Below are 15263 nucleotides of genomic sequence, written 5' to 3' on the forward strand. Positions count from 1 at the left end.
TTAAAGCTCTGCCCCCAAGATTTTTGTAAACCCTATATCGCTACAACAACTCAGCCTTATCGACCAAGACGCCGCAATACATACACATTAAATGCCTGGCCGCCAACGGACGATGGCAGGAGCGACAAGTGTGCTGCTTAACATACTTACCATCGAGTTTACCGTCGCGAAGATCAATCTCCTGAATCTTGGCAAGCATCATTTTCTTGCTGATACCAATTTCATCAAGCAGCTCACAGGTAGCTTGACACACCAAAGATAAATGATCGATTTGGTCGCGAAGCTTATTGATTTCACCTACGTTATCCGTAGACCTTAAGGAAGCCCGGTCGGCATCGTCTTTCGCCTCAAAAATTTTGAAATTTTGAAATAAGTCGTATAGCGTCATAGATACTCCTTGTTGATCGCCTGATCGATTACAAAAACCTCTGATATTCCGAGAGCTGAAACCAACGATTACCGCTCTACTTACCCGCCCTTACCAAGGCTTCTCGAACCATCCGTAAAGCGTCTGCGAAAACAGCGTGCCACTGCACACTTGGTTCTTGGCTCAATGAGTGCCAAAAAAACTGAAACACATGGCCACCATCATCTTCACAAAAATGCTCCCACTGATTAGGCAAATCGTTGACCGTCTCCATTAGATAAATTCCCCATACAGGCTCCCCCTGACGCCGCTGCCACTCAAGCAACAATCGGTCCGCCTTTAAACGCACACCCGCTTCCTCCCAAAGCTCTCGCTCGGCTGCCGACAATCCCGTTTCGCCCGGCTCTACAGTACCCTTTGCCAATTGCACTCCAGCCAAAGGGTGCCGAAACACGAGAATCTCGGTTCGGCCATCCCGGTTACGAAGTACCACTGGGCATGCTTTATCCATATTTAGCCTTAATGCGTATAATATTATATCTGCTAACGACGACTTAATTGGTTACCCTTGAACCAACCCGCATGCTTTAGAATCTGCATGAACTTCTTTAATGCTCGATAGATAAAATGGTGTATCTAAGGCTGCCACGGCCACCGATACCCAGTCGGGGTGACTTGCACTACCAGCCCATTCGATGTTCGCCCCACATACGCCGCAAAACTTACGAACAATGTTGCCTGACGAATTGTAGGAAACTAGCTGCTCCTGACCAGACAGGTACCGAAAGTCGGATTGTGGCAAGCTTGAATATGTTGCGAAGGCAGCACCATGCTGTTTCTGGCACATCTTGCAGTGACAGCTGGAGGTCGCTTTAGGCTCCGATAAAAGCTCAAACGTTACCGCGCCACATAAGCAGCTTCGTTTGTACATAGTGCCTCCTGCCAGCTCTAAAAATTAATGACATCACGAATTAGCGTTTAGAAATACCACTACCCCAGACAACCCAGCGGAACATATTTACAATCAAAGCTAGGTGGGCATACGACTGGCTGCAGTACACTTTTCAAATTGCTTGCCCTCAGTCGCCGGGCGGGCGAGTGACTTTTCTGTTTAGCCAGAAAAGTCACCAAAATAGGCCACCCCGGCATCTCAGCCCTAACGGGTCCCCTCGATCCGGCCGATTTTAGCGGGCCGTCTCGACAGGGCTTCCCTGCCCTGACGAGACTTGCGCGAACGTCCTGTTTGCTTACCCGCTAAAATAGGACTAAGCTCGGCTGGCTGCAGGGGATCTAAAAGCGGCACTTCGTAGCTGGGCTATCCGAAACCCTAAAGTTAAAGCTGTAATCAAACACCTGATCCTCGCCACTTGCTTGTCGCGTGAATGGCCTTGTTAACTTAATTCATGGCACACCAGAACCGGTTTTCTTTTCTGATACCCATGCCATCGTATATTGTGTCCAATGATTGACGAAATTCTTCCAGGTCATACCCAAAGTAGTTCGCCTGCCTCCAAGCAATAGCAGAAAACGCATCTGCTGCGGTCACCAGCAGCCAGCAAGCTGAACCAACTGACAGATTCTTTGATAATAGCAACGGCTTCGATTCGTCCGTGGCTTTAAACGCCACGGAAATCATCGCCGATGGATGCGAATGTGCAACGGAAGATAGGATACGGTAACCGGATTCATTAAAGAGGTTATCTCGAATGCACTCGGTTGACGAGGGTAGCGTCGTTGCAACACCTAAAATTCTCCCTTTCTTATCGGTTTTTTCTTCGAATCCAAGTCTCCGCGCGTCCGCCGTTACCTTCTGAATCCGTTCTTTAGCATGTCGGACTCCATTTTCATCGCCCATAGAGCCAGCCGCCTTTTTTTGATGTAACAATCCACCGTATCGAAAGGCCAGGCTTCGAGCGATTCTATCTCGGCCCCCTATATCAGGATCCATAAGCCAGCAACCATATGCGGCTGGTTCTAGAGCACCTCGGACCGAGGTCCAAGGAGAAACTGTTAGGAGAGGGGGCTCAAGGAGTCGAGAGACGGCGAAGGCGTGATCACCTGCTGACTCTGCTAATAAGCTCGCCTGTGAGCAAACGGTCTGTACCTCTTCAGCATACTCATCAACCTGCATTTCATTACTAGCGACAGACCCTTCTTGCGGATAGTTACCGCTTGCATTTACAAGATGGCCCACTCCCTCAAGCAGCGACTTGATGCCGAATTGAAGCTTATCAAAATGCTCTGTAGTGATTTCCACTGTTTCACCTTGGAAACTTAACGCCTAAAACAGCGGTTTATCCGCTGATTTTACTTGTTAAAACCCCAATCTACCCGCTGATTATGTAAACACGGAGAAAATACTACGTTACCATTTCCGTCCGCTACGGCCTTATTGACGTATGTGACGCTTGCGTAGCTATTTTTCAGGAAAGGTAAAGTTCCCACAACAATATAAACCCCACGGCTCGGATACTCGTCAAAGTCAGTAAACTTATGCATTACTGTCATGGACTCCCCAACAAATAACTCAGCTGAATTTAATTCAAAACCCTCAAATTCTAGTGGTGCAACAATTAGCATTTCGACTCGTTTATCATCTGTGGGAATCTTGTCATAGCTGTTAACGACACTAATGGGAATTTTATCGTCCCCACACCCAAAGACTGAAGAACAGAAAAAACAAAAGGTCAATAATAGGCAATATTTAATCATGCTTCCTTCCGGCTATAACGCCGCGGTCAGACGAACCCGTTGCGGAGCGCTGACCTGTGGTAAAGTGAGCAACGCGAACCCACAGGTTGGCGCGTAGCAATGGGTTTCGGCTGCACCGCTTTGTTAAATGTTTACCGGTTAGAACCAAATAATAGTGCTAACGGCACTAAATACGTAAAACGACAGCAAAGTAGAAAGTATTGCAATGCTATACATTGAAAACCCCAAAACCCTCTTATAAAGCCTTACAACCAGTATGAAACTAATAGCAACGTACATTAAAGTTGCTAAGACTGCACCGAGATCATAGCCTTCCGCATCGCCAACCAACGGCGCATGATAGCCTGTTAATACCTCTACGCCATGAAATAGATATATCAATGCTGTCCAAGATATAATCGGGAATATAGCGCTAAGACAAATAAACGGTAACACTATAAATACTAGCTGCTGTGTCCAATGGCGTATATTCATACTTTCATTTAACGCCCGGCTCTGCGGCAGGCAAAAGTGGAGGCCGCTTTTTGGCCGGAGCTTTTGACTGTCCGGCAGCAGCCGCTTGTTAACTCATATAATTGTATTACGGAAAAATCTCGGAGGCTGCCCCCGGTACTGCTTTTCCTTGTGCTCAATGGAAACAACGCCGCATATTACTGCAATAATTGCGGAGATTATCAAGGCGTAAATGCCAAGCCCAAACCCGATAGGCAACGCCCAGTCAAATTGAGCGTTTAATATTTGTGGCAATAATACGAAGAAAAGCAAACTGCCTCCGCCACCAACAAATAACCCTGTACTCCATGCTTCACCACGCTCTTTCCGGGTTGCCGTATAAGCTACCTCTGCATGACACGCAGCGCAAACTGGTTGCATGTGTTCGACGAATGACCTGCACCAATAACAAATCCACCCCTCTTTTTGTGGGTATTCTATTGGGGGCTTACCTTCTAGCTCTCGACGACAATTTTCTTCTGAGACCTGCTTCCACTCTAGAAGCATATTTGTTGTGTAAATCTTCTCATCATTATCAATGAGCTTTGCACAATTTTGACAAAGCCATATACCATTTGAGATCGATTTTCTCTTCTCGTTACTTAATGATGAATTAAAGCGGGGTCCACCTTCTGCTGCTGCAGTAATATGTGCTGCAACTCCGATTCTAGTAGCTTTTTCTGGCTCATAGTTAGGACCTGAAGTTAAACATCTACACTCTGGATTAGTGCAGCGATTCCCCACCCTCTCTTGGAGAATTCGCTTTGTTTCCTTAGTAAAATCATCCCGAATTTTATTCATATGGCTTACGAAGCTCGCATATGTTTAAAGAGTTAACGAGACCGTAGAAATACATTTTTCACAAACATACCCACAGCCGTCTTCTTTGATTTTTGTTTGATCATCATTCAACCACATTCGCTTAACATAATCACCTATTCTGCGCGGTGCAGCCTAGGTGGTTGTGGATAAGGCTGTGGTTAAGCAATCGCGCCGTAATTCGCTAATTTCTCAATGTTATGCACTAAACAGAATAACCGCCATTGCCCCTGAACTTTCGTTTTTCCACGCAACGAGAACCGGTTAAGCCTCTTTTGCGTACCCATGTTCGCAAAAACCGGCTCGACGGTAGACATACGATGGCCGTATATCGCCTTTCCGTATCGGCTGTCCACTCGTCGCTTCATCCAGTCGGTCGCAGTGCGACCATTGGTGTAGGTAATAGAAACCTGCCGACCGTGCCCCTCTCGCGTATCCGCCGAACTTGGGTTGCGCATACACTGGTGTTTGAGTTCGCAGTGGCGACAGTCAGTCAGCTTTCCTTCAAAGAACAATTTACGTTTTTCATCCGAGATAATGACTTCATTTTTCAACCACATCTCTTTGCCGGCTGGACAGCGACACGTTTTCTTCTTTCTATTAAAGATAAATTCTCTAGCAGGAATTACAGCCTTCACGCCTTTTACCGTGTCTCGGTGGCGCTTGCCGTATTTGTCTTTCTGTTGGGCGAAGATCTTGTCTCGTGAGCGGAACTGATTGTCGGGAATATACGCATTAACACCTTCACGGCGAAGGTATTCATTGTTCTCATCGTTCGAGAAGCCGGTGTCGGCGGTAATAATCGCTTGATCTTTGAGAATGTCCGGGCTGATGCCGGTGCGGGCGTAGCGTTGTTTAATGCCGCTGAGCATGGGCTCTAGTGTGTGGTGCTCCTGGCCTTCGCCAAACGCTTGCGCTTCAATAATGATTTGATGTTTCTTATCCACTGCAGCGACACCGTTATAGCCTTGGATAGTGCCCTTACTGGTGGTCATCTTAGCCGATTCATTATCGGTGATATTGCTTTTGACTTCTTTTGGTTTTTTACCCTGCCCCATCCGTGGGGTTGCCGTCTTTAGGAACTTGTCGATCCTTTCGAACTCCTGTCCGAGCGTCACTGATGCGCTTTCCAGCTGCTTTTTTCTTTCTCGCTCGGCGGGCTTTCGGCCATCCAGCTTTTTATGCTCTTTCAGGCACGCTCGAATTTTTCGTTGTATTTTGTCACGCTTGGCCTCCAGCTCAGGCAAGGTGCCGGAGTGCTCCTTCGCGTCATTGGAAGACATGTTACAACCATCAATGGCAAACAACTCATTGCCCAGAAGCCCCTGCTCGTCACACACCAAAAGAACCTGTTCAAAGACAGACTCGATCGCCTCCGGGTAGCGACTCACAAAGCTCGCAATGCCGGTAAAATGAGGGACTGAGTCGCAGGAAAGGGCTTTGAAAATAATATTATGCTCGCACTGCCACTGAATCTCTCGGCTCGACGTAATGCCTTTGGCATAGGCGAACAAAATAATCTTTAGAAGAATGGCGGGGTCATACGCCGAGCGACCACCGGCATCGTTATTATAATGTTCGTGGAAAGCTGAGAGGTCGATATGTTGATCGATCAGGTGGTGTAACGTAAATTCAAACGTATTTGGCTGAATTTGCTCTTCGAAATTAATCACAACCATGGCATCTTGGCTGTAGTTATACTTTTTGAAGTTTGGCATGGCAATGATCCCTTATGCGATGGCCAATTTTAACAAAAAACACCTATTTTTTGGAGTTTTTCTACAGTCTCAACGCCTTTAGCAACGGCCAATTTCGGAGCCGAAGGCGGAGTAATTTGTCCGATTGCCTAAACTTGTTAGAAGCTTACTCTCCCAATCTAAACCAATCACGTAAACTAAGCTCCAATCTTAACTTTTCATCCTCTGCCAACATACTGCAATGTGCAATAGGATTACGTAAAGAGTTTAAGTTGAACATCACCTTCTCTACAGCCTTAATGTTATTAAATATACTGGCAAATATGCTCCAGTTTTTCTTAATGATTTCACCTAGTTCACCAAAGTTTGTGTAATCAAGTGGTTCCAATGAGCGGGGAGTAATCCCAGCTTCACGCTCCCTTAGCATTCTTTTTTTAACTTCACCAACAATATGCTGAGGAACAATCGTATCGTTCCACCAGCCTTCGCCATTTGTAGCCTCAAGAAGGTCTGAAATTTGAGTCCTAATTGTTTTTTCCAGGCAGTAGAACAGCTCGTAGTTTCTAGCCATGTAAGCAGCCTCATCTCTGAGACTTTCCTCAAACTGCGGAAAATAAGTTTCTTCTATCTCTTTCGTTTCGCTTGTTGAGAAATCATTTTCTCGCAAGCTAACATTGAATTTTTTTTCAATGCTTTCAAGGTCCGTTTCAATTAGCATATTTGTCATGCCAAATGACTTAACTTTTTCATCAAATGACATATTCAATCCTCTAATAGATGCTCCTTTAAACTCTTGAATATTGCATTGAAAACCTCAATATCCTTAGTGGCCGGAAGGTTCAAATTTATAGTATATGAGAGATTTATACCTTTACCTTGACTTGGCTGATGAGGAAGATTTACTTGAACTGGATTTTGTTGGTTAAATCCATTCTCCTCACGTTGAACCTCTACAATGTCTTCTTCCTCTTGCTCATTATCGAAGTCAGCATGCTTTCTAAGCATATTGAATGTAGATAGAGTATATTTCGTTGCTGCATTGTCGTGTTCATTGCCAGTGCATTCAACAATTAGGCCTAGAACATTTTGATCATTTTCATCGTGCACATATTCGTTCATTTCGTATAGACGCGAATAAAGCTTTCTGAAAGCAGTGCCTACAGCCACTCTTGATTTTGCTGGATTACGAAATTCTCTATATAAGTCAGTTGGTGAACCATCCCCAGCAACAAACCCCATTTTTTTTAGAAACGGTATACATGAGTTCGCTGTCCCCCCTTTCATTGAAAGCTTGGTTCCGACAAAGTCTTGTGTGAATCTTTCGGGGGCGGGTGCTGCTTTGATTTTCTCCAGCATCTTTTCCAAAGTACCTACTGAAGTGCTATACGGTAGATTTTCAGCCAAAATTATCTCCTTTTTCGGATGTGTTTGATATTCGTGTACTTCTAACGCCCACAACAGTGGACGTGTTTTAAGTTGATGTGGCGAAGCGAAAGCAGCTTAAAACCGTTCCGCTGGTTGTGTTTGTTAGGCATTTGGTGCTTCATAGGCTTCCGTTACTTGTTGCCAACACCGTTTAATTTCTTTGACTATTGAGGGCTCACCGTGAATAGCACTTGGGCGAACCGGTGCTGGTAGATTTTGAAGTAACCATGAATCTGGCCACCCCTCCCATACTCCAGCAACACTTCTAAGGTTCCCCTCTAATACAGGATAAACCTCGTACCAAAGTATCTCTTCTGTCTCCGATAAGGAAAGCTCACATTCAGAAATAGTACGAGCAATATACTTAAACACATAGTCTTCGATTTCTGTATCTAGAAACAGATCCGATAGCGCTCGCCAAATTTTAAGTCGATCGTCGGTGCTCATACTGATGATGCCTAACAGCTAATTCATGCGACTCAGTCGCACTTTCACCTGTCACCCTATCCCCAGTAGAAACTGGATGAAGTTGGAGATGGAGTCTGTTGAAAGCACAGGGGAAATAGACATATTCTGACAGCTCCTTGTCTGGGGAAAGTGCGACTAATGTTAATTGAGGGTTTAATTTAATCTTTTTTATTCCACCGTGCAAGCTCTACTAACCTATTGAATTATTTAGAAAATATTATTCTTACACCGCAACTTTATAACTGGCGTTCAAGGGTTTCCCTTGAATACTGGGTGCCGCGTTAATCATCCCATACCAACACGCAGATTCACAGCCAGCGACGAAGTGCCCCTCCAGCGCCCGGCGACACGGGCATATAAAAAAGCCCGCTTTAGTGGCAGCCCAGCCAAATAACACGATACAACCAGATCAAGCAAGCCACCATAGCACTTCGCTCGCTGGATACCGGCTCAAGGCCGGTATGACGATGTAAGTAAACATGCAACTAGCGCGGTTGCCAACTACGAAGCACCGCTTTTGGGGCCCCTGCAGCCAGCCGAGCGCAGGCCTATTTTAGTGGGTAAGCAAACAGGACGTTTGCGCAAGTATCGCCACGCCATGGAAGGCGTGTCGATGCGGCCCGCTAAAATTGGCCGGAGCGAGGGAACCCGAAGGGCTGAGATGCCGGGGTGGGCTTTTCTTTTCGTTAGGTTTCTTTTGCCCAACACAAAAGAAAAGTAACTCGCCACGCCCGGCGACACGGGCATATAAAAAAGCCCGCTTTAGCGGCAGCCCAACCAAATACCACCGTATAACCAGATCTAGTAAGCCACCATAGCACTTCGCTCGCTGGATACCGGCTCAAGGCCGGTATGACGATGTAGCTTAGCCGGCGACTGAGGGCACACAAAGTGGATAAGCCACCAATGCTATCGTTTGGCACCCACACTGCTCCGTAGGCACAAAAGCCACTGGGTTCCGGGTCAAACCCGGAATGACGATAACAAGGTGCGGCCCCAGCCCGAGGCCTGCCCGTGCACCCCAGCCATAAAGACAACCCCAAAAACCAAAAAGCCCCGCACTGATTTCTCAGCACAGGGCCCTTTAAAAGACACACGATTTAAAACGTGTGCCTTAGCAAAAATTTTAAGCGTCTTACGCTTTAAATTCCGCACGGCCTTTATAAGGCGCGCTGCCATTCAACTCGGCTTCGATGCGCAGCAGACGGTTGTACTTAGATACGCGGTCTGAGCGGCACAGTGAACCGGTTTTAATTTGGCCGGCTGAGGTGGCAACCGCCAAATCGGCAATGGTGGTGTCTTCGGTTTCACCTGAACGGTGCGAGATAACGGCGGTGTAGCCGGCGTCTTGCGCCATTTTGATCGCGTCCAAGGTCTCAGACAGTGAGCCGATTTGGTTGAACTTGATCAGGATCGAGTTGGCGATTTTCTTATCGATGCCTTCTTTTAGGATCTTGGTGTTGGTTACGAACAAGTCATCGCCCACCAGCTGGATTTTATCGCCCAGGATTTTGGTTTGGTACGCCCAACCTTCCCAATCACTCTCGTCCAGGCCATCTTCGATAGAGATGATGGGATACTTGTTGGTCAGCTCAGCCAGGTAGTCACTGAAACCTTCGGCGTTAAAGGTTTTGCCTTCGCCAGACAGGTTGTACTCGCCATCTTTGTAAAACTCAGAGGCGGCGCAGTCGAGTGCCAGAGTCACGTCTTCACCCAACTTGTAACCGGCATTGGCAACGGCGGTGCCGATAACAGCCAAGGCTTCTTCGTTAGATGGCAGGTTAGGAGCAAAGCCACCCTCGTCACCAACGGCGGTGTTCAGGCCTTTTTCGTTCAGTACTTTCTTCAGTGCGTGGAAAATTTCAGCACCTACTTGCAGCGCTTCGGCGAAGGTTTTTGCGCCTACAGGCTGAACCATAAACTCCTGAATGTCTACGTTGTTATCGGCGTGCTCACCACCGTTAACGATGTTCATCATCGGTACTGGCATGGTGTATTTGCCAGAGGTGCCGTTAATGTCGGCAATGTGCGCGTACAAAGGCACACCTTTAGCAATGGCAGCAGCTTTAGCAGCGGCCAAAGATACGGCCAAAATGGCGTTGGCGCCCAGCTTAGATTTGTTTTCGGTGCCGTCGGCTTCGAGCATGGCGTTATCCAGCGCGCGCTGATCGGTCGCATCCATTCCCACCAGCAAAGGCTTGATGGTGTCGTTGATGTTGGCAACGGCTTTTAATACGCCTTTACCCAAGTAGCGAGACTTGTCGCCATCGCGCAGTTCCAGTGCTTCACGCGAGCCAGTTGAGGCACCCGATGGTGCACAGGCCGCGCCTACGGCGCCAGACTCAAGAATCACTTCAGCGCTAACGGTTGGGTTACCGCGGCTGTCCAGCACTTCAAAGGCTTTAATGTCTACTATCTTGCTCATTGGGGATTGGCTCCAATTGTCGTTTCAGTAATGTCGGTTAACTATACAAATTAGGTTAACGGGTTAACGTGGTGCTGATGTTACAAAATCGGGTTTTGCTGCCGCTATTTAATTTCCAGCGGCGCCATGGCTTTTACCAGCGCATCGATGCTTTGCATCTGCGCTAAAAATGGCTCTAGCTTATCCAGTGGTAAGGCACTGGGGCCATCGCACTTGGCGTTGTCCGGGTCGGGGTGAGCCTCTAAAAACAAACCGGCTAAACCCAGCGCCATGCCAGCGCGGCCCAACTCGGCCACTTGCTGACGGCGACCACCCGACGCGGCGCCAAACGGGTCGCGGCACTGCAGTGAGTGGGTCACATCAAAAATCACCGGCGCACCGCCCGAGGCCTCTTTCATGGTGCTAAAGCCAAGCATATCGACCACGAGGTTATCGTAGCCGAAGTTGCTGCCGCGATCACACAGAATCAGGTTGTCGTTGCCACACTCGCGAAACTTCTCGCAGATGTTTTTCATCTGGCCTGGGCTTAAAAACTGCGGCTTTTTAATATTGATGACGCTGCCGGTTTCAGCCATGGCTTGCACTAAATCCGTTTGGCGCGCTAAAAACGCAGGCAACTGAATAACATCGGCCACTTCACTCACGGGCTGACACTGATAAATCTCGTGCACGTCGGTAATCACCGGCACGTTAAAGGTGCTTTTGATTTCCTGGAAGATTTTTAAACCCTCATCCATACCCGGCCCACGAAATGAGTGGATGGATGAGCGGTTGGCCTTATCGAACGAGGCTTTAAAGACGTAGGGAATACCAAGCTTTTGTGTCGCTTCAACATAGGCCTCGGCGGTGCGCAGCGCTAAATCGCGCGATTCGAGCACATTCATGCCGCCAAACAACACAAACGGTAAGTTGTTGCCGACACTGACACTTCCGGCATCAGTACCGCCAATACGAACAGTTTTATCAGTCACAGAGATTCCTTAAAGTAAAATCCCGCAACGCGCTAGGCGTGCGGGATGATCGTGTTTTAGCCTTTGGCTTTAAGCGTAGCCGCAACAAAGCTGGTAAACAGCGGGTGGCCGTCCCGTGGGGTCGAGGTAAACTCGGGGTGGAACTGACAGGCGACAAACCACGGGTGATCGGCAATTTCGACCACCTCGACCAAGGTGTCATCCGACGACCAGCCGCCAATGCGCAAGCCCGCTTGCTGCAGCATATCAACGTAGTTGTTGTTGACTTCATAGCGGTGACGGTGGCGCTCGACAATCACATCGTGGCCGTAAATTTCGCGGGCTTTAGAGTCTTTCACCAAACGACACTCTTGTGCGCCCAGGCGCATGGTGCCGCCTAAGTCCGATTGCTCGTCGCGTTTTTCTACGCGGCCGCTCTCGTCGGTCCACTCGGTAATCAAGCCGATCACCGGGTCTTTACAGTTGCGGTCAAACTCCGTGCTGTTGGCGTCTTTAAGGCCCACCACGTTACGCGCAAACTCGATGACTACCGACTGCATACCCAGGCAAATGCCCAAATACGGCACTTTGTTTTCACGGGCGTAACGCACAGCGGCCAACTTGCCTTCGACGCCACGGTTGCCAAAGCCGCCGGGCACCAAAATAGCATCGGCACTTTTTAAGATCTCGACGCCTTCCTGCTCAATGCGCTCGGCATCGATGTAATCAATTTTTACGCGGGTGCGGGTGTGAATGCCGGCGTGACTCAAGGCTTCGTTAAGCGACTTATAGGCGTCCAGCAGCTCCATGTACTTACCCACCATAGCCACGGTAATTTCGTGCTCGGGGTTAAGCTTGCCATCGACGACCGCATCCCACTCGGACAAATCGGCCGGGCCGCAGCTTAAGCCGAATTGATCGACGACGATTTGATCCAGGCCAAACTCATTCAGCAAACGCGGAATAGAGTAGATGGTGTTGGCATCGGGCACCGGTACCACGGCCTTTTCGGCGACGTTGGTAAACAGGGCAATTTTGCGGCGCGAGTCGTCGTCGATAGACACCTCAGAGCGACACAACAATACCTCGGGCTGCAAGCCAATGGAGCGCAACTCTTTAACCGAGTGCTGGGTAGGCTTGGTTTTGGTTTCGCCAGCGGTGGCAATGTAAGGCACCAGCGTTAGGTGTACCAGCATGGAGTGCTGCGGGCCCAGCTCGACTTTAAGCTGACGCACGGCCTCCAAAAACGGTTGTGACTCGATGTCACCCACGGTGCCGCCGATCTCGACCAGCGCGACGTCCACATCGCGGCCGCCCTCTAAGATACGGCGCTTGATTTCGTCGGTAATGTGCGGAATCACCTGCACGGTGCCACCCAAGTAATCGCCACGGCGCTCTTTGCGCAGCACCGTCTCGTACACGCGGCCGGTGGTAAAGTTATTGCGGCGGGTCATGCGGTTGCGAATAAACCGCTCGTAGTGGCCTAAATCCAGATCCGTCTCGGCGCCATCTTCGGTGACAAACACCTCGCCGTGCTGGAATGGGCTCATGGTGCCCGGGTCCACGTTGATGTAGGGGTCGAGCTTCATGATGGTGACCGCCAGCCCGCGCGATTCCAAAATAGCCGCCAAAGAGGCCGAGGCAATGCCTTTGCCCAGCGAGGAAACAACACCACCGGTAACGAATATATATCGCGTCATGTAAAGCCTTGTAGAGGTTGATCAGTATGCGGTTAACCAGCACAAAGCCGGCAAGCGGGACCAAAACTGTACGAAACCGGCTGCGAGGAGCCAGGTAAAACCGTATAGAACCGCCCTAGAGATGGGGCGCCAGAGTACCAGAAAGCGCGCTTAAGCTCAATTACTAAGCGTTAAAATAGACGCTTAAAGCGCTTTACAAAAATGCGCCTTAAAGAGCGGCACCAACCGGCTACGAAGTGCCGCTTGGAAATCCCCTGCAACCAGCCGAACGGAGGCTTGTTTTAGGAGCTAAGCAAATAGGACAAGGTGAATGCCGCGAAGCGGCAGAGAGGGCAACCCGAGCTTGGTGTGCGCAAGCGTCGCCAATATGTGTGACACATGACATTTTGTGCCGCCAAAGGCGGGCTTATTTTATATGCCCGTGTCGCCGAGCGTGGCGAGACACTTTTCTGTGTTTGGCCAAATCAAAGTACCCCAAAGGCAGCTCGCGCGCGTCCTGCGCTCGCTGCATTAGTGAATCCATTCACGTCAAAGGCCACCCCGGCATCTCAGCCCTACGTCGCTAAGCGTCCGGCCAGTAAGCACCGCTTACTGTCGTTCGATTACGCACAAAGCAGTGCTTTGTAAGCGCTAGATCTCACCCCTCGCTCAGGTCTACTTAGGGGGTAAGTGAGCAGGACGCTCACGCAAGTATCGTCAGGCAAAGGACTGCCTGTCGATACGGCCCTCTAAAATAGACCTGCACTCGGCTGGCTGCAGGGGATTTCAAAGCGGCACTTCGTCGCTAAACTCGGCATAAGCTAGAGGGCTGTAAAAGCAGAAGACTTTATAGCTTCTCGGCTGGCCACTGCCAACAACACTCCCGTCCCGGCTCTCCATCTGTGGCAGCAAAGCGCTGGCAAACCCAGTAATCGGCGACGGCTGCCAGCTCACCATTGATGTACAACAGCGGCACACGGGGGCGCAGCCACGTGGGTATTTGGTACTCTTGCAGTAGTTTTTTAAGCGATTGCGAGTGTACCCTGCCCGCTGGCTGGCAGCGCTCGCCCCCTACGCGCCACTGTACTTGCAAGCCGGCGCTTAGCCATTTCGGGGCGATACCCGCACCCGTTACTGGCGTTAAAGTCAGGGCATCGCCGCCGGGCAGCATGAGTAGCTGAGCCGTATCGCCCCACTCAATGGCCGGTTGGCTTTGCTCCGGCTGCCACTGCAATGGCAGGTGTAAGGCGTACAACTTTTGATTAAAGCGTTGCAGGCTTACCGGCCCCGCAATCACCTCGGCGCCATGACCTTCGCTTTGCACTAGCTGGCTGTCGATCTCGGCCAGTGCTTTACGAGTCGGCAGCTGGTTAAACCGTAGCTCCAGCCAATAGCGCAGTAAGTTATGGCGGCGCGGCGCAGACATAGCCCCAAGCGCGGCCACCGGCAGGCAAAATCCCATAGCGACAGTTTGCTCGGCCAGAGCCTGTAAATCGGCAGCGGCGTACTCGCTTAACAAGGTATCGTTGCTGCGGTTTAGCTCGGCAGAGTCAGCCAGTGAGCGTGCCGCGGCGGGCCAGCGCTCACGCAAAGCAGGCATGACGCGGTGGCGTAAATAGTTGCGATCAAACCGTACGTCGGTATTCGATTCATCGTCTACCCAACTTAACGCGTGCTCTTTAGCGTAGGCCTCAAGCTCCGCCCGGCTCACCTCTAACAAGGGGCGATACAAGCGTGCTGCGCCTAGCGGTCGCTCGGTTGCCATTGCCGCCAAGCCCCGCGCGCCCGCGCCGCGCAACAAACGGTAAAGCACGGTCTCGGCTTGGTCATCCTGGTGCTGAGCCAGCAACAACACATCTCCCGCGCCAAGAACTTGGGTAAACGCTTCGTAACGGGCCTCGCGTGCTAAAGCCTCCAAGTTGCCTGCCGCCGTATCCAGCGCCACCTTAACCACGTGCAGCTCGACACCTAGCTCACGACAAAATTGCTCGCATTGTTGCTGCCACTGGTCTGCATTGGGCGACAAACCGTGATTAACGTGCACCGCTTTTAAGGGCCAAACGGGGCGCGCTTGTCGTAGCCAGTGCAGCAAAACAGTCGAGTCGAGCCCACCACTAAATCCCACCCAGCCGCACGCGTCTGCATCTGGCCGCAGGTTATCGAGTATGGCTGTGTTAATAGTTTGGGTCATAGCGGGTCCTCGTTGGCTGCCCATTAAAACGCAAAAGC

Annotated in this window: 13 protein-coding genes; all 13 read right to left on the reverse strand. The window is 49.9% G+C overall.

Annotated features, from left to right (window positions below; all coding sequences use genetic code 11):
* Nucleotides 1-40: 40 nt before the first annotated feature.
* The 13 genes from ACGHAD_RS11980 to tilS all read right to left on the reverse strand — a co-directional run bounded on the left by ACGHAD_RS11980 (nucleotide 41) and on the right by tilS (nucleotide 15225).
* Nucleotides 41-388, reverse strand: a complete 348-nt coding sequence (locus tag ACGHAD_RS11980) for a hypothetical protein (RefSeq protein WP_382417265.1) — start codon at nucleotides 386-388, stop codon at nucleotides 41-43.
* Between the two features lie 76 nt (nucleotides 389-464).
* Nucleotides 465-878, reverse strand: coding sequence for an NUDIX domain-containing protein (locus tag ACGHAD_RS11985; RefSeq protein WP_382417267.1), 414 nt, complete (start codon nucleotides 876-878; stop codon nucleotides 465-467).
* Nucleotides 879-929: 51 nt separating this feature from the next.
* Nucleotides 930-1298 (reverse strand): GFA family protein, encoded by a 369-nt coding sequence (locus ACGHAD_RS11990; protein ID WP_382417269.1) that lies wholly within the window; start codon nucleotides 1296-1298, stop codon nucleotides 930-932.
* 465 nt (nucleotides 1299-1763) lie between these two features.
* Nucleotides 1764-2624, reverse strand: coding sequence for a hypothetical protein (locus ACGHAD_RS11995; protein WP_382417271.1), 861 nt, complete (start codon nucleotides 2622-2624; stop codon nucleotides 1764-1766).
* A 1022-nt stretch (nucleotides 2625-3646) separates the two neighbouring features.
* Entirely contained in the window at nucleotides 3647-4372 is a 726-nt protein-coding gene (locus ACGHAD_RS12000; protein ID WP_382417071.1) for a hypothetical protein, read from the reverse strand.
* 179 nt (nucleotides 4373-4551) lie between these two features.
* A complete protein-coding gene (locus ACGHAD_RS12005) occupies nucleotides 4552-6108 on the reverse strand; it encodes a transposase (protein WP_390402740.1) in 1557 nt (518 codons plus the stop codon).
* A gap of 145 nt (nucleotides 6109-6253) precedes the next feature.
* Nucleotides 6254-6847 (reverse strand): Swt1 family HEPN domain-containing protein, encoded by a 594-nt coding sequence (locus tag ACGHAD_RS12010; protein ID WP_382418596.1) that lies wholly within the window; start codon nucleotides 6845-6847, stop codon nucleotides 6254-6256.
* A 2-nt stretch (nucleotides 6848-6849) separates the two neighbouring features.
* Nucleotides 6850-7491 carry a DUF5343 domain-containing protein gene (locus ACGHAD_RS12015; protein ID WP_382418594.1) on the reverse strand — a complete coding sequence of 214 codons (642 nt, stop codon included), beginning with the start codon at nucleotides 7489-7491 and terminating at the stop codon, nucleotides 6850-6852.
* 123 nt (nucleotides 7492-7614) lie between these two features.
* Nucleotides 7615-7959 carry a hypothetical protein gene (locus ACGHAD_RS12020; protein WP_382418592.1) on the reverse strand — a complete coding sequence of 115 codons (345 nt, stop codon included), beginning with the start codon at nucleotides 7957-7959 and terminating at the stop codon, nucleotides 7615-7617.
* A gap of 1156 nt (nucleotides 7960-9115) precedes the next feature.
* Nucleotides 9116-10405: a phosphopyruvate hydratase gene (gene eno / locus ACGHAD_RS12025; RefSeq protein WP_041522730.1), complete on the reverse strand. Its 1290-nt coding sequence runs from the start codon at nucleotides 10403-10405 to the stop codon at nucleotides 9116-9118.
* 104 nt (nucleotides 10406-10509) lie between these two features.
* On the reverse strand, nucleotides 10510-11376 hold the full coding sequence (gene kdsA, locus ACGHAD_RS12030) for a 3-deoxy-8-phosphooctulonate synthase (RefSeq protein WP_382418590.1): 867 nt from the start codon (nucleotides 11374-11376) through the stop codon (nucleotides 10510-10512).
* Nucleotides 11377-11432: 56 nt separating this feature from the next.
* Nucleotides 11433-13055 (reverse strand): CTP synthase, encoded by a 1623-nt coding sequence (locus tag ACGHAD_RS12035; RefSeq protein ID WP_041522728.1) that lies wholly within the window; start codon nucleotides 13053-13055, stop codon nucleotides 11433-11435.
* An 826-nt stretch (nucleotides 13056-13881) separates the two neighbouring features.
* Nucleotides 13882-15225 (reverse strand): tRNA lysidine(34) synthetase TilS, encoded by a 1344-nt coding sequence (gene tilS, locus ACGHAD_RS12040; RefSeq protein WP_382418588.1) that lies wholly within the window; start codon nucleotides 15223-15225, stop codon nucleotides 13882-13884.
* Between the last annotated feature and the right edge of the window lie 38 nt (nucleotides 15226-15263).

The sequence above is a fragment of the Gilvimarinus japonicus genome (assembly GCF_042847215.1).
GTDB lineage: Bacteria > Pseudomonadota > Gammaproteobacteria > Pseudomonadales > Cellvibrionaceae > Gilvimarinus > Gilvimarinus japonicus.